Raw genomic sequence first — 19303 nt, forward strand, 5'->3', positions numbered from 1 at the left:
AGGGAAAGGATCAAACGGAAAACCATGGAAACCCGGCGCTTGCAATACCGCAAATACGCCGCTTAATATGATCAACCAGATGGGCCAGACCCTCTCTTAGATCAGGCCGCCAGATGTTCCATTTTATATGACGACGGACAGCTGTTGTTGCGAACACCCTCTCTCCATTCGTACTTGGTAGCTCTTTAAGAATTTCAACGGCGCGGCGACTGAGGGGCACAGTGCGGGGCCACCCATTCTTTGTATGGCGTAAAAGTGCGAGGCTTTTGTCCACATTGATGTCTTCCCACCTGAGGCTTAGGAGCTCCCCCAGGCGCATACCTGTCTCTATGGCGAAAAGGATCATGGGTTTGAGATTTGGGTTTCTGGATTGTTGGGTTGCGGCCATAAGGAGGGTAAGTTCATGGGGCTCTAGGCGGCGGTCCCTTGCCTTGCCTGGTGGTGGCTTCTCTACGCTAGTAAGAGGGTTCTGATGCAATTGCAGGCCCCACTCCCTCATTGCCACATTCAAAACACGTTGAAAAAGAACCAGCTCTTTTCGGGCTGTCTGCGGCAACACATGCTTAATACGTCGGTCTCGGTAATCGCTAAATAAGCTCGGGGCCAAAGCCTTAACAGAATGAGATGCAATGGGGTCACGAAGGAGCATATTTATTTTGTAATGCTGTTCTGGGCCACTCTTCATATTGATTATGACGTTATCGCGGTACCTAGATAAGAGATCACCAAGGGTCGCATTACGATCAACTTGGCCCTTTGTACAGATGATCCCTTTGTCTAAATCAGTTTCAACCTGTCGCGCCCATTTGAGTGCATCAGACTTTTCAAAGAAGGTTTTACTCAATGCTGAGGACCCATGACGGCGAACTTGAGCCTGCCATTTACGCCCGCGTTTGCGAATTGAAGCCATAAACTGCCTCCCCGTTGTGACGGATTTGTGACAGCTTGATCTTTTGGGCTTTGGAAGGTGAGGGACCCGTTTCTCTAAGTCCTTGTGCAGCAAGGTTTAGAGATGGTGACCCCGAGAGGATTCGAACCTCTGACCCCCAGATTAGGAATCTGGTGCTCTATCCTACTGAGCTACGGGGCCCCATAAGCCCTATATAGCATGGTGAGGGAAACCGGCCAGAGCTCTTAATTCTAGCGGGTAAAGGGCACCGAATAGGTCAGCATCAACTGATTGGCCCCGGGATTGCGTTCATCAAGGCCCGCATTGGACAAATGGAACAGATCAAGGCCTAGGCGTGAACGGTTATCGAAACGATAGGCGAATTTAAGGGATGATCGAAATTCCACCACATGGCCCAAATCCTTGCCATCGCCCTGAAGATAAAGCCCCGGGGCAAAACTGGGGGTCAGGACATAGCGGCGGCCAAAAAACAAATCAACCGCAACCCCTGCATACGCATGAACGGAGCCATCGATGCTCGCCATGATCCCGGTCATGGGCTGCAACGCCCATAACCAGCGGCGGTCATCGGTATATTCAATTGAAATTACAGCGGAATTATCATTGGCCGAGATGTCGAACATGCCCGCACCAAACGTTAGAAATTCGGGATCGCCTGCACTTTTGCTTGCCGGTTCTCCGGCCCATGCGGTCGAGGCAAACAATGCCGCCATGAAAAAAGCAGCGATTACGTGTATTTTTGCTTTTGCACCCACTGTATTTGCCCCCGGTTTATGACTCATACTCCCATCTTAGGAAGCACGCGTCATCCCTGCAAGGCTTTGAACTGTTCTGTGGCTGCCATTAATGCGGCCCTGGTCCCCGGTTCTGAAGCCGCATGGCCGGCATCGGGAATAATGTGATATTCCGGTACACAAGTAGGCGATATGGCCGAGGCTTCAGCTGTCCAGGCCCGGACCAGTTCATCGGCGGTGTGAATTGGGCAGACCATGTCATAACGGCCCTGGATGATTACCGCAGGAATCCCCGCCAATTGCCCTATGTTTTCCAACAGGGCATTTTCTGGTGTGAACATATCATTGACGAAATAATGCGCCTCTATGCGGGAAATCCCGAAGGCCATGACATCCCCGCCAGATTTTATGCCCGTTTCAGCCTTGGGTTCAGATTTGGGTTTCTCGTCAGGGGCCGCCTCTGAAGGGGGGGTGTGGCGCAAGGATGAACACGCCCCTTCATAGGCGCTCCATGATCTGGCGGCCGGCATATGAACGGACGCATCAGGATCGACCAGACGGCGATGATAGGCCGCCAACAGATCTCCCCGTTCTTCAACTGGCAAAAATTCAGAAAACCTGCGCCAGGCTTCGGGAAAAATGCCGCCCATGCCGTAGAGAAACCAATCAATTTCAGATTTACGACAGAGAAAAATGCCCCGCAAAATAAAGCCCAGGCAATGCTTTGGATGGGCCTCGCCATACGCAAGGGCCAAGGTTGATCCCCAGGAACCGCCAAACAACACCCAGCGTTCCACCCCCAGATGGTCACGCAAGGCTTCCATATCGGCAACCAGATGCCCGGTGGTATTATCAATCAGGCCACCCAGAGGCGTCGAGCGCCCGGCACCGCGTTGGTCGAAAACGATGATCCGGTAATGTTTGGGACTGAAATAACGCCGATGATGGGAATGGCTGCCCGCCCCGGGGCCACCATGAACAAAAATAACGGGCTGACCATCAGGGTTGCCTGAAGTTTCCCAATACATTTGGTGCCCGCCACCAAGATCAAGCATGCCCGAGGCATAGGGTTCAAGTGAGGGATAAAGCGCCGTGCGCCGAGAAATTTGCATGTGGTCCTTATTTATCCGCGTTTTTTCCATCTTAAGTCGCCAACCCTTATGGGTCAAAAGACGATATGGTTTCCTCTCTTTCCACGCCTTCTTTTCCCTATCCGCCCGGATTTAAAAGGCTAAAATCATTCCATGGGCTATTTGCTTCTTATCCTTTTTCTGATTTTTACAGTGCCGGCTTCTGCCAGACCTGCCGATCCTTTGCCACAATTGCCAACCGTCCTTAAACAACAGGGAAAAGCGGGCACCGTTGAGCGGGTGGTTGATGGCGATACCCTGGTACTTGCCCCATCGGGGCGGGAAATACGCCTTGTGGGCATTCAGGCTCCCAAATTACCCCTGGGCAGGGCTGGCTTTAAGATATGGCCGCTCGCCCACGAAGCAAGGCGTGCCCTGATCGGACTAACCATGGGTAAAAAACTCAACGTTTATTTTGGGGGTGCCCGCCGTGATCGCCATGGCCGGGTTCTGGGGCATCTGGCACGCGTGCGCGATGGTCTCTGGATACAAGGCGCCCTTTTGCGCCACGGCTGGGCGCGGGTATACAGTTTTGCAGACAATCAAACCGCCGTTTCTGAAATGCTGGCCCTTGAGCGTGCGGCACGGCAAGAAAAATTGGGCATTTGGGGAATGCGGTTTTACCAAATTGTTCCCGCATCAAAGGCCGGACGATTTATTGGCAGCTTTCAACTGGTTGAAGGACAGGTTACAAAAACCGCTGTCATCCGACGCTGGGCCTATATCAATTTTGGTGCAAATTGGCGCAAGGATTTTACAATTTCAATCCCCCGCAAACGATTGCGCGGATTCCGAAAGCGTTTTGGGCGCAACCTCAGGCAACTGGAAGGAAAACACATTCGCGTTCGGGGCTGGCTTCGTGCCTTTAATGGCCCCATGATAAAAGCAACCCATATGGAACAGATTGAGGTTATCACCCCATGACGACGGACAGTAGGCAGCCCCACCAATATGCACAGGACCGAACTGGTCGCCGAATAGCTTATGGTGCCATACTCACACTGGCTTTCGGCCTTATCCTGACCAGCGTGCAGGGATGTTCCACGAACCCTGCCACCGGGAACAAGATGTTTTCAGTCTTGTCTGAAAAAGAAGAAATCAGTCTTGGACAGACGGAGCACCCCAAACTGGTGAAATCTTTTGGTGGCATTGTCCCCGACCCGGCACTGGAAAAATACGTCAGTTCCGTTGGCCAACTTCTTGCCCGTACATCCGAACTTCCCAATCTAAAATTCACCTTCACGCTTTTAAATTCCAGCGTCGTGAACGCTTTTGCCTTGCCCGGGGGGTATGTCTATATTTCGCGTGGGCTTTTGGCGATCGCCAATTCCGAAGCCGAATTGGCTGGCGTGCTCGCCCATGAAATTGGCCACATCACCGCGCGCCACACCGCACAGCGCTATAGCCAAGGTGTTTTTACAAATCTGGGTGTCAATGTAATTGGTATTCTGACCGGCAGCCGGGGCTTGGCTCAATTGGTTGGCACGGGCGCCGGATTGTATCTGCGCAGCTATTCCAGGACCCATGAATTTGAAGCAGATACCTTAGGGATTCGATACCTGAAACGCGCGGGCTTCAAACCCGAAGCCATGTCTTCTTTCCTGAAAAGTTTGCGCGCGCATTCCAAGCTTTCAGCAAAGCTGAAAAATTTAGCCCCGGGGAAAATTGATGAATTTGATATCCTGTCCACCCACCCCCGAACCATAGAGCGGGTAACCCGGGCGGCCAAAAATGCTGGTGGCGCGCCTGCATCAAACCCCATCATTGGCCGCGAGGTCTTCTTGAAAAAGATATCCGGCATGATTTATGGCGATTCGCCTGATCAAGGATTCGTTCGCGGGCGGGAATTTTTTCACCCCGATCTCCGCGTTCGATTCAAAGCCCCCGAAGGCTTTCATCTAGCCAACAGCCCAACCCAGGTTATGGGGCGTGGGCCGGACGGTGCGGTTCTTACTTTTGATCAGGCCAGCAAGCCAGGCAGACGCGAACCTTATGATTACCTGATTAATGTTTGGGCTAAAAATACCTGGCTCGCTGATAGAAAAAAACTGACTATCAATGGCATGAAAGCAGCGATGGGTTCAGGGAAAATTTCTACCAAGCAGGGGCAACGCAGTGTCCGGCTGGTGGTGGTCCGCATGGACCGGCGCAATCTATTTAGAATGATGTTTCTCACCAAGCCCAAGGCCATGAAACGCCAAGACCCCGCTTTCATTGAATCGGCGAAGTCTTTCGCCCAAGCAAGCCTTGACGAAGCATCAAAGTGGAAGCCCCTGCGCATCAAGCTATACAAAGTAAAAGCCGGCGACACGGTCAAAACGCTGGCGGGGAAAATGGCGCTTGAAAAAGAAAAGGAAGACCATTTCCGCGTCATAAACGGGTTAGGTCCAAAGGATAAACTCACCGTTGGAAAAAGGATCAAGCTGGTGACCATCGGGGGGCATTAAGCCCCCCATATTTACGGTCGGGGCATTAAGCCCCCCATATTTACGGTCGGGGCATTAAGCCCCCCATATTTACGGTCGGGGCATTAAGCCCCCCAAATATGATGTCCGAGTGAGCTGCCCTATTTTTCTGTTTCTGTTTCTGTTTCTTTTTCTTCTTCTTCTCTTTTCAGAATTTTCTCAATCCTGAGGATCGCCGATTCGTGATCCAGCTTTTCCACTGCACCAACTTCCCGTGCAAACCGTTCCAGTGCCGCTTCATAGATTTGGCGTTCAGAATAGGACTGATCTGGCTGTCCCGCATTGCGATGAAGGTCACGGACCACTTCGGCAATGGCAATGGGATCGCCACAATTAATTTTTGCCTCATATTCCTGGGCACGCCGACTCCACATCGCCCGACTGACACGGGAACGCCCACGCAGGGTTTCTAATGCACCGCCCATTTCGGATCGTGTTGCAAGCTTGCGCAATCCCGTTTCCTTGGCTTTGTTCACCGGAATGGAAAGGGTCATTTTTTCTTTTTCAAAATGAATGACGAACAAACGCAGGATATGGCCGGCAACTTTCTGATCATCAATGGCCGTGATTTGACCAACACCATGGGTCGGATAAACCACATAATCACCGCTCGCAAAATCGCCGATCTTTTTGGGCAACGGCGTTTTCGGTGGCGGCGGCATAATAATAATTGCCTTTTGCTCTGGCGCATTGGCATTGCGTCTTTGATGCGTCTGCCTCTGGTGGGCCATTTGGCGCTGAGGACTATGTTGCGCAGGCGCCGGTACGACAACTGGAGCGGCGGCGGCCTTGGGCGCTGGTTTCGCAGCAGCCTTAGCGACAGCCTTTTTCGCTGCTGGCTTTTTCGCTGCTGGCTTTTTCGCTATAGCCTTTTTCGCTGCCGGCTTTTTCGCTGCGGGCTTTTTGGCCACAGTTTTTTTAGCGATTGGCTTCTTCGCCACAAGTTTCTTGGCGACGGGCTTTTTAGCCACAGGCTTCTTGGCGACGGGCTTCTTCGCTGCTGGTTTTTTAGCTGCTGTCTTTTTAACTGCAGGCTTTTTTATCGTCTTTTTTACCATCTTGGTCTCGATCTTGTCGGAAACATAAAAAATCCGAGGCGGTTGGAATTACGAGATACGGGAAAAGTATTTTGCTTCGCACCCCATCATTTGCTGTGCGTGATGCTCAGTGAGTGACACAAAGCAAAAGCTGGCCTTAATCCACGGGCCAGCCCCCATGCGTCTTAGAATGTATGCATATCCTTAAAAATAGGTCATTCTCGCCTGAAAATTTGGCCAACCTATATCACAATTTAGCGCCGAGTTCCAGAGCAGCCAAATATCGCCTTAATCGGCATTTCCCTTGCCAGGGTTGGGGCTGAAATGGGCATCAAACTTGTTTTTGACGTCCTTCCAGTCATCGGCATCTGCAGGCGGTTTGCCCATGCGTGTGATATTGGGCCAAATTGCAGCATATTTCTGGTTAATTTCCACCCATTTTTCAAGACCGCCTTCGCTGTCCGGCAGGATTGCTTCGGCCGGGCATTCTGGCTCGCACACGCCACAATCAATGCATTCATCGGGATTAATCACCAAAAAGTTCTCGCCCTCATAGAAGCAATCCACAGGGCAAACTTCGATGCAATCCATGTATTTGCATTTGATGCAGGCATCAACAACGACATATGTCATAGGCTTTTTATCCTTTAAACCAATTCAGGCGCTTGGGTATCACAGGCCGCGCTCACCTGCAAGCCCGCTCAAGAGTCCGTTGAACCTCTCCTGGAAATCCTTTTCCAGACATCTTTGAGACGGTCTATGGCCCGGCGATCCGCCTTGGTTGGCCGGCCCGCACCCCGATCGCGACGACCGGCCCCATTGAGGGCGTCGGTTTTGCTTTTTTTATCCATTGGCGGGGACAAATCTTCATACAGTGCCTGGGCTTCGGGTGCTGGGCCACGCCGCGTGCTGATCGCAATAATGCGAACAACCCTGATATGGGGGCCTTGGGGAAAGGTCAAAACATCGTCCAAACGCACCAAGACACGGGCCTTTCCGACCCGTTCGCCATTCAATCGCAATTTGCCATCATTACAAAGCCCGGCCGCCTTTGAACGGCTTTTGAAAAAGCGCCCATGCCACAGCCATTTGTCGACCCGCTGTGTATCAGCAGCCACTATTTAGGCCCTTTTTGGGGGAATTTGATTTCCCGTAGCTTGGCAAAGGGTGAATGTTCATCCACTGCTGGCACGCTTCCCTTATGGGCCTTATGGCGTTGTGCACTTGTTTTGCTTCGCCTTTTTGCGCCCGCGTTGGATCGATTCTCAGGCTTGGCTCGCCTAGCTCGCTGTGGCGACACAAACCCAAGGCCATCGGGGCTTTCTTCGCTCTGAAAGCCAAGGGCCAACAAAACACCGACCAGATCATCCCCGTCACCGCCCACCAAACGACCCAGTTCCAGGGTCGGTGAAAACACACCTTGGCGAGCCAGTTTCCGGGCGGTGGATGCCAGAATTTCTGTCCGGGGACACGATAACAGGCGGGGGCCGAGCAAGACGTAGCCACACGCGAGGCAAAATGCGTCTTCCCAAACAGGGTCTTGGGCGGCAAGGGCTATGGTTGGTCCGGATCGGATCAATGTTCTAATGCGTTTGCTGATCTCTGATCTGGCATCACCAAAGGTCGGTTTATGATGATTGGCCCACAAAAGACCCCGAAGCCTGACCCCATGGCCTTTGTCCATGGCATCAATGAACACCGTTTTTGTCCCCATTCGCACCCCGGCCGCAGCAAGGGCCTTGCGACCTTTGGGGTCAAGAGAGCGAACAAGGGCTTCAACGTCCCCGCGCGCCACCGCGCCCAAGCCTTCGGCAAGCTGGAAAAAAATGCCTCTGGCGGGGCCTGAAATGGCGTCATTCGAGGCCCCCGCCCGGGCGCGCATCAAAGGACCAAGATTTCGCTCCAGATGGGCTGACAACCACGCGGTAAGCTTGCCCCCCAAGACTGCCGTATCTTTTGCAGACAACAGCTCACTTGATACAGGGCTAACAACGGGTGACAGAATGTCACGCCCCGGAGCAAGGGTGGCAATGCCGCGTCCTTGCCAAAGAATAAAGCCATCATCGGCAAGGCGAAAATCGCCTGATGGTGCATCAAGAATTTTCAAAAGCCTGGCCGCAATGACAGGTTTGAGCGCCGCTTGTGCAGCACCGCGAACTGCCTTGCGGGCCAGATCACCATCGGACAATCCATAGGTCATGTCTTCCCTGAACCGCAAGCCATCAAGACGCCCAACAAAATGTCCTTCGACCTTTACACGACCATCCTCTTCAATGCTGGTCACAAGCTCTTCTTGGGACTTCATGCCCTTCACAAGCGCCGTGGTGCGCCGATCCACAAAGCGTTGGGTCAATCGGTCATGCAGAGCATCGGACAATCTATCTTCAATGGCACGGGTCCTATCCCGCCAATCAACCGCATCGCGCATCCAATCTGTGCGCTGCGAGATATAGGTCCAGGTCCGAATTTGATCGATCCGCCCGGTCAGGGTTTCAATGTCACCATCTGTGCGATCCATCCGGTCCACATTGCGTGCAATCCAGTCATCGGAAAGCACGCCGCCGGCACCAATGGCGCGATATACCGAACTCAGAAAATTGACATGCTGGCCACCGGATCGACCCCGGAAATCAGGAATTTGACAGACTTCCCATAGCAATCGGACACGATCGGCATTTGTGGCCGTGGCCCTGATTTCGGGTTCTGCAGCCAAGGTTTTAAGGGCCAGATGATCCGGCCCAAGCCGCATCCCCAAAAGGCCCGGTGCCGGGGGCGGTCTGCTCAATGCCCTTAGCAAGGCCTGGGGTGAGCCGAAGTTCAATTCGCTGTTTCGCCAATAGATCGCTCGAATTTTTTCAAAATTGTGACCCTCAATTGCTTCCACCATTTCGGCGGTAAACTGACCGGTTTCTGAGGTAGTGCCAAAGGTGCCATCATTCATGTGCCGCCCTGCACGACCCGCGATTTGACCAAATTCAGCCCCTGTCAACATCCTGCGTTTGCGGCCATCAAATTTGTGCAACTGCCCAAAGGCAACATGGGTGACATCCATGTTAAGGCCCATGCCAATGGCATCGGTAGCCACCAGATAATCCACCTCACCCGATTGAAACATTGCGACCTGGGCATTGCGTGTGCGCGGGCTCAGCGCGCCCATCACCACCGCAGCACCACCACGGGTTCTGCGCAACAGCTCTGCAATGCCGTAAACCTCTGCCGCAGAAAAAGCCACCACGGCACTGCGCGGGGGCAATCTGGTAATTTTGTCGGAACCAACAAAGGAAAGGCGTGAAAACCGGGGTCTCGATATAAATTCACATCCCGGCACCAATTGGCGGATCATGGGTGCCATGGTGTCGGACCCCAAAAACATGGTCTCCCCATAGCCGCGTGCATGGAGAATGCGATCGGTAAAGATATGACCCCGTTCCGGATCACCGGCCAATTGCACTTCATCAATGGCCAAAAAGGCCACTTTACGATCAAGGGGCATGGATTCTACGGTACACAGGAAATAAGACGCATTAGGCGGAATGATTTTTTCCTCACCCGTGACAAGCGCCACCTTGTCCGCGCCCTTGATGGCCACAACGCGTTCGTAATTTTCCCGTGCCAAAAGCCGAAGCGGGAATCCCATCATCCCTGAGACATGCCCCATCATCCGATCAATGGCGAGATAGGTCTTGCCCGTATTGGTGGGGCCCAGCACGGCCGTAACCCGCGGTTCCCCTGATGCGCCAAATCTGGCGCGAACATCACTTTGAACCTGATTGTTCAGGGGGTTGTTTTCAGGTTCAAACATCAAATATTAGCCACTGCCAAATCTATCGATCAGGTGCTCAATTTGTCAAAATGATCCCGTGTGCGCCGTTCCAAACTTTTGAACGCATCGCGAAGCGCAACATAGACGTCTTCGTGAGAATGATCGGCACCATGACCATCGCCTTGGCGAACCACAATTTCGCCCTTGGGCACAACAAATTCCAGCGTGAACTGATAGAGCCTGCCCTTATTTGCACTGTGATGGGGGGCGGAAAGGGTCACATGCAAGCTGGTTGCCCGTTCACCAAATTTTTTCTCCAGCCTTTCAGCATGTTCCCGGATACGGTCATCAACAGCATCACTGTGATCGATATCACGAAATGTAATTTGCACGGACATGGTCATGGGCACCTCCAGATTTAAGCAGCTTTAACCCCTGAGGGAAGTCTAGCACCCCCTGAACAGCCCGCAACAAGTGATGGATTTTTTCTTATAACTGGGGGAGCAACAGAGACCGATATTCCTCGCTTTTGAATGGTTTTCCCAGCACGGCCCGAATATTCAAGCCCAGCATTTCTCCAAAAGGCCGAATTTGTTTCAACATTTTTTCATCATGGGAACTGGCGACAATAATGTCGCCGCCATAATTCTCTTCATCCATAAACCGCATCAATTCCAACCCATCGCAATCGGGCATGGCAAGGTCCATCGTCACAAGATCGGGGGTGTGTTCATTGAATGCGGCCCTGAAGCCCCGGCCATCATTTGCAGAAGCAACATCAAAACCTGCTTCTTCGGCGATCAAGCACATGAGATCGCAGATATCCACATCGTCATCAACGATCAGCAAACGGATTTTTTGAGCAGTTTCTATCATCGAATATTACTTTCGCTACCCCCCGGTTTTCAGAAACATTTCTTAACGGGATTTAGCCATAGCAAGGGTTGCAGCCCCGAGAATTTCCCCAGACCCCTTTGCCTGAACCAACAGGGCACAATTATCATACCCCATCTTCCGTTCCCGGGTGAGATCGATGTTCACGGTCATGGGTTTGCCCGCCCACGTCCCCACAGGCCGGAGGCTGCGCACGACGTTGGTATAGGTGATCACCTGCCCGGCATTTTCCCCGGAACCAATGTTGGCCTTATGGCGATTATCAAAGGTGATGAACCAAAGGGTCGCAGGGGTGGAAACTTTCCCGGCACCAATACTGACCGATACAGAATGGGGCCCGGCCATGACAAGGCGCGGGTGGACATTAATGGAACGGGTTTTTCTGGCCTGTTTAATCAGGGCCAATATCTGGGCACGGTTTGATCCAACCGCATGGGCGTGGCCATTGATGATGGCCTGGGGGGTTGAAACATATCGATTGCCCAACGCATTTGCATATGCGCGCTGGCGTTTTGTTATTTTTGGTTTTGACCAGGGATCACGCCACCCCAGCGCATTCCAATAATCGACATGCATGGAAAGGGGCAAAACCCCGGGGATGCCCTTAAGCTCGCCCAATAATTTATCGGCCGGTGGACACGAACTGCACGATTGGGATGTAAACAATTCCACCACGACTGGGGACGCGCCCGAAGCTGGGCTGGATGCAACGCCGGGGCGTGCAAACACAAGTGCCGCCACAAGAAAAACTGAACATAACCGAACAACAAAATAAGCCATAACCCCAACCTAATGCTGGCCTGTCAATTCTGCCAATCAATTGGGTTCACACTTTGGTGAACATCCTGTGGTGAACACTGAATCAGATGTGACCCGCTAGAACCCGAATGCGTGATCGAGGCTGAAAGCGCCGCCATTTTGGATATCGCCCCGGATCAGGCCATGATAGCCAAACAAGCGGCACGTGGTGTCCCGGATAACCACATAACCCCCACCCGCCGCATTGGCAATATCGGCATCAAACATTTCGCTCATTCGCCATAGAGAACTCCCACCACACGGGATGTTGATCTCCTTTGAGCCCAGTTCTTTGCCATCGCTTGAGAAGGCGGTCAGTTGGGTTGCAGAAACCGGGCGCCATGGCAGGGAGGCGGGATAAATCAGGTGGCAAAGCGTGTCCATACTCGAAGGTGCCAGGCGCAAGAACAACCGCGTCGTCAATCCCGGCGGGCGTTTGGTGTAGCTTTGAGGTTCATCCCGATACACCGTGGGCGTGTTGTAAATATGGGCCCCAAAGGTTGTTTCTGCCCGGTGTCCGCCGTTGCGCGCCTGAAACCGCACCAGCGCATGCAGCCACCCATCGGCCATCCCCCCATCAGAAAAATCATAGTGCAATTCCATATGGCCATAGCCCGCAGAAAGGGGTTTTTGTGCCCCTTTCAAAAAGGCATCCATATCAATGGATTTGCTGGTACGCCGTGGGATGCAGCCCAGAAATTCACGGGCAATCTCTGTGCCATCGGCATCATAGACAGCCAGGGCAATGGGCAGTTCAGATTGTGCCGTGGTCATGGGGGTGGGCAACAGTTCGGTGAAAAAATCGGCGACAGGTAAAACCGGCATGGGCAGGATATAGCCCTTGCCCATGATTTTCCCTAGTTTTGGAATGTTTTCATCCGCAACCAGATCCGTGCGTTCCACATTCATATGCCCGAAGCGGATGCGCCCGGATTTATCGGTGGCGGTGTAGCGGGGGCGCACAAAAAAGCGCCCCGCCTTGACCTCAATCTGGTCTGGCCAGGCCGCATCGGGCAGAAATTTTTCGATATCAACCGAATAAGTTCCAAAGGCTGGCACAACATCTTTGATCAAATGCACATCCTGGGACCCCATAAGGCCAAGCCCGATTTCACCGCCGGGAATATCAACGGGATGGCTGTTCTGGATCAGCAACGTCACCTGTTCCCCGGCATCGGGTGCGGGCAGGCCAGCATAAAAATCGGCCGGCCAGGCATTGGCATCATGGGTGCCGGACAAATGGGTGTCGTCATCGCTGTAGGTGTCCACCACGTATTTCATGACATCGTGGCCCTTGATACGGATGGCATGCATAAACAGCGAACCTGTAAAATCGCCGAGCCCAAAACGATCCCTGATTTCCACAGAATCAAGGGTGTAAACCGCGCCGGGGCCGGGCAAGGGTTCAATCCATTGCGCAAGTTGTTTGCCATCTTCATCAAACAACGAAAGCCAAAGTGCTGGATCGGTGGCGCCGTAAGTCCCCCAATAGTTGGCCGATGAAATTTGCGTGTGATGGCCATCGCCTTCCATGAGCACGCCAAAATTCGTCGCGAAATTCAACGGGTCCAGATAATTTTTGGACACGCTTAACATGTCATCTGGCAGGCGAAAATTATCGAAACTGACAACCTCAACACCCGCTGGCACCAGATCAGCGATGTTGGCCGCGATCACATCAGCGTCAAAGGCACAAATCATTACAACCCGGCATTGCGCATCAATGAGCTCAGTCACCGGGCGGGCGGTGATCCCCAAAATTTCAGTGTCCACATCATCCAGATTTTGGACAAACACACCGGCGATATCACAGGCGCCCAAATTATAAAAGCTGTTGAAATGTTCGGCTTGTCCCAAGGGGTCGTAGATCGCAATCGCGCCCATCGCCGACAGGCCCACCAGAAATTTCCGCGCCAGATCTGCTGTCAGCGGATGGCCATAGGCCTTGAACAAGGTGCTCCCACCAGCATTGTTGCCGGGCCGCCAGCCCTTATTGGTGAAAGTTTCAATATTCAGCGCCATGCTCAGGCCCCCATGAGAGGCCCAATTTGGGCCCTCGTATTATTTCTCCGCTTATTACTTGTATCAAGTCAGGGGGGCGCTCGGCTAGTCCCGTGATGCCAGAAACCGGGATGCGATTTCATCGGCCATCCGGGGCGTTTCCAAAAGGGGGGCCGGGTGCCATTTTGGATCAAGGATGCCTTCAAATATCCGGGTGTGGCCTTTTTCCCGCATTTCATGGTGAAACGCATCGATGCGATCAGACCCATCGCCCATCATGGCCACATAAACCGGCTTTGCCGATGCTGCCGCTTCACAGGCCATGTTGACGGAATCGCACGTCACCACCAGATATTCCGCAAGGCCCAAAATGCCCGGATATGGATTGTCATCCACCCCGCCCCAAATTGATGCGCCGGTGCCTTCAAGCGCGCCCTTCAAGGCGGCCAGATTTTTAGCCCCCGTGCGCCGCGATGGCACCACAGCAAGGCCAAACCCATGAGCCACCACAAGGGCTTTCAAACGTTCGCCCAAACGTTCCATGTCTTTAAGTCCCCAATCATAGGCACGGGTTGGGCCGCCGATCATTGCCACCACAAGAGGGCGGGCAAGATCAGCAAAGCGCGGTGCCACATCAACCCCGCGCGCAGACAGTATTTCCGGGTTCAAACCGTGGATGGACCCCAGACAATTAATAACGTTTTCGCCCGAAAGCCTGTCATGGGCCGGGGCGATCACCAGATCAAATTTTGCCGGATCAACCTTTGGATTCTGAATATGGATGGTGAAAGTTTTTACGCCCCCACCCTTTTGGCTTTCACGGGCAATAGCCAGTGCCACAGGCACACTGCGCCGCCCACAGGTGATCAGAATTTCGGGCCAGGGTGGGGTTAGGGAATCCGCATTCTGGGGCAAATATTGCAGTGGGGATGGCCATAAGGGTGCTGGCAAAAAACCCCAAAAGGGTGCCGGGACGCGCTTCGTTTCCACATCCAAACCCAGCGCTTCGGCCAAAGCGCGGGCCTGAATTTCCATGCCGATATGGCCTTCTGTCAAGGCCCAGGCACGGATGCCTTTAAGGGGGGACCCTTTAGGGGATTCAGTGGTCATGGCCAGTGATGGCCCTAATCATCCAGCAACGACCGCAGCACATACTGCAAGATGCCGCCATGACGGTAATAATCCACTTCATCCAAGGTATCGATGCGGCATTTCAGCGGCACGGTTTCAGTTGTGCCATCGGCGCGATGAATGGTCAACGGCAGCTCCATGCCCGGTGTGATGTCTTCTTCGATACCAATAAGGTCAAAGGTTTCCGTGCCATCAATGCCCAGACTTTTCCGCGTCACCCCTTCGGGGAACAGCAGTGGTAACAGGCCCATGCCCACCAGATTGGACCGATGGATGCGCTCAAACGATTCAACAATCACCGCGCGCACGCCCAACAGCATGGTGCCCTTGGCCGCCCAGTCCCGGGATGACCCGGTGCCATATTCCTGCCCGGCCATAATAATCAGCGGTGTGCCTTCATCAGCATATTTTGAGGCTGCATCAAAAATCGACATCTGTTCACCATCCGGCATATGCCGGGTGATGCCGCCTTCGGTGCCCGGCGCCAATTCATTGCGCAACCGGATATTGGCGAAGGTGCCCCGCATCATGACTTCATGATTGCCGCGACGCGCACCGTATGAATTGAAATCATGTTCGCCGATTTGGTGGCGGGTCAGATAGTGACCGCCCGGACCATCGGCCTTGATGGACCCTGCCGGGGAAATGTGATCGGTGGTAATTGAATCGCCCAACAACGCCAAAACCCGGGCACCCCGGACATCAGAAACCGGGGCCGGTTCGTGGGGCATATCGGCAAAATACGGAGGAAGACGGCAATAGGTGGATTCTTCACCCCATTGATAGGTAAGGCCTTCGGTGGTTTTGACGCCCTTCCAGGCAGCATCGCCTTCAAACACATTATCGTAGCGTGCCAGAAACATTTCTGGCGACATGGCGGCTTCGATGGCATCACTAATTTCTGCATTGGTGGGCCAAATATCTTTCAGATACACATCATTGCCGTCTTTATCCTTACCCAGCGAATCGGTGACCAGATTGCCCTTGAGCGACCCCAAAAGGGCGTACGCCACAACCAGCGGCGGTGAGGCCAGATAGTTGGCTTTGACGTGTGGATGCACCCGGCCTTCGAAATTGCGGTTCGATGACACCACGGCGGTGGCTACCAGATTGCCTTCATCAATGGCCTTTGAAACGGCTTCGTCCAACGGTCCGGAATTGCCGATACACGTCATGCAACCGAAGCCCACGATGTTAAACCCAAGCGCATCAAGATCATCCTGCAAGCCGGCTTTTACCAGATAATCCGCCACCACCTGAGACCCCGGTGCCAGAGATGTTTTAACCCAAGGCTTGCGGGTGAGGCCCTTGGCCACGGCCTTGCGGGCCAAAAGACCCGCACCAATCATCACGGCCGGATTTGACGTATTGGTACAGCTGGTGATGCCCGCCAGAACCACATCGCCATGGGTCAGATCATGTTCCATGCCCTCTATGGCAACGGACGCATTGGCATTGGCATCGCCCAGAAGATCAGGCAGGGCTTTGATGAAGGCTTGATCAGCTTCTGACAACAACACCCGGTCTTGGGGGCGTTTTGGCCCGGCAAGGGAGGGTTCAACCGTAGAAATATCCAGCGACATAGAATCAGTGAACACGGGGTCGGGGGCGCCTGGAACCCGCCACAGGCCCTGGGCCTTGGCATAGGCTTCGGTCAGGGCAATGGCGTCTTCATCACGGCCCGTGAAGCGCATATAGCGAAGGGTTTCATCATCTACTGGGAAGAAGCCACAGGTGGCCCCATATTCCGGCGCCATATTGGCAATGGTGGCACGATCGGCAAGCGCCAAATTGTCCAGACCGTCGCCATAAAATTCGACAAATTTTCCGACCACGCCTTTTTTGCGGAGCATTTCAACCACGGTCAGAACCAAATCTGTCGCCGTGTTGCCTTCTTTCATGGCCCCGGTCAGCTCGAACCCAACCACTTCGGGGATCAGCATGCTCATGGGCTGGCCCAACATGGCTGCTTCGGCTTCGATGCCACCAACCCCCCAGCCCAGCACTGCCAGACCATTGATCATGGTGGTGTGAGAATCGGTCCCCACCAGCGTATCGGGATAGGCAACGCCGTCTTCATCGGTCCAAACCACTTTGGCCAGATATTCCAGATTGACCTGATGGCAGATGCCCGCCCCCGGTGGCACCACCCGGAAATTATCAAAGGCCTTTTGGCCCCAGCGCAAGAAGGAATAGCGTTCCTGATTGCGTTCATATTCACGTTTGGTGTTGGCCTTGAAGGCATCATTCGTGCCGTAATTATCAACCATGACAGAATGATCAATGACCAAATCCACCGGCGACAACGGATTGATGCGATTGGCATCCCCACCAAGATCCAGCATCGCCTGGCGCATGGCGGCCAAATCCACCACGGCGGGCACGCCGGTCAGGTCCTGCATCAGAACCCGGGCCGGGCGATATGCAATTTCATGGTCTGAGCGTTTATTCTTCTGCCAATCGGCAATCGCTTGCACGTCTTCTTTGGTGACGCTGCGCCCGTCTTCGAACCGCAACATGTTTTCCAGCAATATCTTCAGCGACACCGGCAGACGGGAAACGTCCCCAAGGCCACCCTCAGCGGCTTCGGGCAGACCGAAATAGGTGTATGTTTTACCCCCTACTTCAAGGCTGCGTTTGGATTTGAAACTATCAACTGAATTGCTGGCCACGATTGGTCTCCTGAAATACCCAAGGGTGTAAAACCGGCAACCACGTTGCCGTCACGCCCTAATGTAACATTAAAAATCCTATGAAACCTGCGTGTTAACGGAGATTCTTCCCTTCGTCAAATTTCCTGTGCCCTAACCGGACACCCCCCATATGCCCCCAAACGTAAAAAACCACATTTCCGCCATCTTCAGGGCCTGCTTAGACCATATTTCAAAGCCCATATGATTGTGCTGGAAGTTCGCAGGATTTATCCCCTCCCCCTCAGGTGTGTGAAATTCCAGCAAAGCCTCCGCACCGGCCATTTACCCCCCGGCCGGATGCGAGAACGGCCACCGGCCCCCACCGGTGGCCGTTTTTTTACTGATTTTTATGGTATATGGAACCCATGACTGACCTGAATACAGCGACAAACGTGGAATCTTCGAACGCGCATGGCTATTTCTGCAAAGACTTGGCCTGTGTCAGGGGCGGACGGTTGCTGTTCAGCGATTTGGCATTTCGCCTGAAACCCGGCAGCGTTCTTTTTCTGACCGGCCCAAATGGCGTTGGTAAATCCAGCCTTTTGCGTGTTTTGGCCGGGTTTTTACCATCAGAACGCGGCCAATGCGGGTTTGAGTCGCCCGATTATTGGGGGACGGCCATCACGTATCTTGGCCATCATGACGGGTTAAAGCCACTTTTGACGGTTTCTGAAACGCTCAATTTCTGGATCACCCTTTCCGGGCATCTAGACCTGGATGCCCCCGATGCAACGCGCCAACGGGTCCTGGAAGATTTTGGGCTGGCGCCCATCGCCGATTTGCCGTGCCGTTATCTGTCCGCCGGACAACGGCGCAGGGTAGCACTGGCACGGACCGGGTGCGCCGCCAGCACGCAGAGCGCCTTATGGCTTCTGGATGAACCCACCACCTCCCTTGATCGCGCCAGTATCCATGCCTTTGAAGCGGTGCTGGCGCGCCACCGCGAAAAAGGCGGCATGGCCATTATCGCCACCCATTCAGAAATCAGGGCCGACGACAGTGACACCCTTGAAATCGCCCGATTTAAAACCGCCCCGGAACACGATCCCTTTTATCGTGGCCAAGACCTGGACATGGAAGCATGAACCGGTTTGTTGCGCTTACCGCCCATGATGTGCGGCTTTCCCTTCGCCATGGTGCCGACAGCCTGATGGTGATCGGGTTTTTTGTCCTGACGGTGACGCTGTTTCCCTTCGCCATCGGAAACAATCCAGCCCTTTTGACCCAAATCGCCCCGGGACTGGTCTGGGTGACGGCATTATTGGCCGCCATGCTGGCGCTGGACCGGTTGTTTCTGGCTGATTTTGAAGATGGCAGTCTGGATTTATTGGTCCTGACCGACATGCCCCTTGAACTTATTGTTCTGGCCAAGGCATTGGCTCACTGGCTGGTAACGGGGCTGCCTTTGATTATTTGCGCACCTTTGCTGGCCTTTATCCTCAACATGGAGGCGGCAGGCTTTGGGGCATTGGTCATGGCTTTGGCGTTGGGCACGCCGACGCTTACCCTGATCGGGACCATTGGTGCGGCACTCGCCCTTGGGGCGCGACGCGCGGGCGTTCTCGTTTCGCTTTTGGTACTTCCCCTTTATATTCCAGTTCTGATCTTTGGGGTGGCCATGGTCGATGCGGCAATTTCAGGGTTTGATATTATTGCGCATGCCAGCGCACTTGGTGGTTTCTTTCTGGCGGCATTGGCGCTGGCACCCATTGGTGCAGCGGCGGCATTGCGCCAGGCAACACGGTAA

Annotated in this window: 17 protein-coding genes and 1 tRNA gene; 4 read left to right on the forward strand and 14 right to left on the reverse strand. The window is 53.7% G+C overall.

Annotated elements, in window-relative coordinates; genetic code table 11:
* Positions 1-10: 10 nt before the first annotated feature.
* The 4 genes from HOJ08_07325 to pip all read right to left on the reverse strand — a co-directional run bounded on the left by HOJ08_07325 (position 11) and on the right by pip (position 2750).
* Positions 11-910: a site-specific integrase gene (locus HOJ08_07325; GenBank protein ID MBT5673244.1), complete on the reverse strand. Its 900-nt coding sequence runs from the start codon at positions 908-910 to the stop codon at positions 11-13.
* Between the two features lie 103 nt (positions 911-1013).
* Positions 1014-1090, reverse strand: a tRNA-Arg gene (locus HOJ08_07330).
* Between the two features lie 50 nt (positions 1091-1140).
* Positions 1141-1623: an acyloxyacyl hydrolase gene (locus HOJ08_07335; GenBank protein MBT5673245.1), complete on the reverse strand. Its 483-nt coding sequence runs from the start codon at positions 1621-1623 to the stop codon at positions 1141-1143.
* Between the two features lie 92 nt (positions 1624-1715).
* Positions 1716-2750 carry a prolyl aminopeptidase gene (gene pip, locus HOJ08_07340; GenBank protein ID MBT5673246.1) on the reverse strand — a complete coding sequence of 345 codons (1035 nt, stop codon included), beginning with the start codon at positions 2748-2750 and terminating at the stop codon, positions 1716-1718.
* A gap of 138 nt (positions 2751-2888) precedes the next feature.
* On the opposite strand from pip, the gene HOJ08_07345 reads away from it, so the two are divergent.
* The gene (locus tag HOJ08_07345; protein MBT5673247.1) at positions 2889-3698 is read left to right on the forward strand and encodes a thermonuclease family protein; all 810 of its coding nucleotides are present in this window, start codon (positions 2889-2891) and stop codon (positions 3696-3698) included.
* The gene (locus HOJ08_07350) at positions 3695-5221 is read left to right on the forward strand and encodes a M48 family metalloprotease (protein ID MBT5673248.1); all 1527 of its coding nucleotides are present in this window, start codon (positions 3695-3697) and stop codon (positions 5219-5221) included. The genes HOJ08_07345 and HOJ08_07350 overlap by 4 nt, the downstream gene beginning before the upstream one ends.
* Positions 5222-5340: 119 nt before the next feature.
* On the opposite strand, the gene HOJ08_07355 is transcribed toward HOJ08_07350, so the two are convergent.
* The 10 genes from HOJ08_07355 to acnA all read right to left on the reverse strand — a co-directional run bounded on the left by HOJ08_07355 (position 5341) and on the right by acnA (position 17535).
* Entirely contained in the window at positions 5341-6297 is a 957-nt protein-coding gene (locus tag HOJ08_07355) for a histone H1-like repetitive region-containing protein (protein MBT5673249.1), read from the reverse strand.
* Positions 6298-6564: 267 nt separating this feature from the next.
* Positions 6565-6909, reverse strand: a complete 345-nt coding sequence (locus tag HOJ08_07360; GenBank protein MBT5673250.1) for a ferredoxin family protein — start codon at positions 6907-6909, stop codon at positions 6565-6567.
* Positions 6910-6977: 68 nt separating this feature from the next.
* The gene (locus tag HOJ08_07365) at positions 6978-7394 is read right to left on the reverse strand and encodes an RNA-binding S4 domain-containing protein (protein ID MBT5673251.1); all 417 of its coding nucleotides are present in this window, start codon (positions 7392-7394) and stop codon (positions 6978-6980) included.
* The gene (locus HOJ08_07370) at positions 7394-10078 is read right to left on the reverse strand and encodes a disulfide oxidoreductase (protein MBT5673252.1); all 2685 of its coding nucleotides are present in this window, start codon (positions 10076-10078) and stop codon (positions 7394-7396) included. The genes HOJ08_07365 and HOJ08_07370 overlap by 1 nt, the downstream gene beginning before the upstream one ends.
* Positions 10079-10107: 29 nt before the next feature.
* Complete coding sequence (locus tag HOJ08_07375) at positions 10108-10443, reverse strand: ribosome-associated translation inhibitor RaiA (protein MBT5673253.1); 336 nt, start codon at positions 10441-10443, stop codon at positions 10108-10110.
* Between the two features lie 85 nt (positions 10444-10528).
* A complete protein-coding gene (locus HOJ08_07380; GenBank protein ID MBT5673254.1) occupies positions 10529-10915 on the reverse strand; it encodes a response regulator in 387 nt (128 codons plus the stop codon).
* A gap of 42 nt (positions 10916-10957) precedes the next feature.
* Positions 10958-11713 (reverse strand): DUF1223 domain-containing protein, encoded by a 756-nt coding sequence (locus HOJ08_07385; protein MBT5673255.1) that lies wholly within the window; start codon positions 11711-11713, stop codon positions 10958-10960.
* Between the two features lie 96 nt (positions 11714-11809).
* Positions 11810-13753: a hypothetical protein gene (locus HOJ08_07390; protein MBT5673256.1), complete on the reverse strand. Its 1944-nt coding sequence runs from the start codon at positions 13751-13753 to the stop codon at positions 11810-11812.
* An 84-nt stretch (positions 13754-13837) separates the two neighbouring features.
* Positions 13838-14842 carry a hypothetical protein gene (locus tag HOJ08_07395; GenBank protein ID MBT5673257.1) on the reverse strand — a complete coding sequence of 335 codons (1005 nt, stop codon included), beginning with the start codon at positions 14840-14842 and terminating at the stop codon, positions 13838-13840.
* Positions 14843-14856: 14 nt separating this feature from the next.
* Complete coding sequence (gene acnA / locus HOJ08_07400) at positions 14857-17535, reverse strand: aconitate hydratase AcnA (protein ID MBT5673258.1); 2679 nt, start codon at positions 17533-17535, stop codon at positions 14857-14859.
* Positions 17536-17921: 386 nt separating this feature from the next.
* Here acnA and ccmA point away from each other — a divergent pair, with 386 nt between their 5' ends.
* A complete protein-coding gene (ccmA, locus tag HOJ08_07405) occupies positions 17922-18641 on the forward strand; it encodes a heme ABC exporter ATP-binding protein CcmA (GenBank protein ID MBT5673259.1) in 720 nt (239 codons plus the stop codon).
* Positions 18638-19303 (forward strand): heme exporter protein CcmB, encoded by a 666-nt coding sequence (gene ccmB / locus HOJ08_07410; GenBank protein MBT5673260.1) that lies wholly within the window; start codon positions 18638-18640, stop codon positions 19301-19303. Before ccmA ends, ccmB begins: the two co-directional genes overlap by 4 nt.

The sequence above is a fragment of the Rhodospirillales bacterium genome (genome assembly GCA_018666775.1).
GTDB lineage: Bacteria > Pseudomonadota > Alphaproteobacteria > SMXQ01 > SMXQ01 > JABIXC01.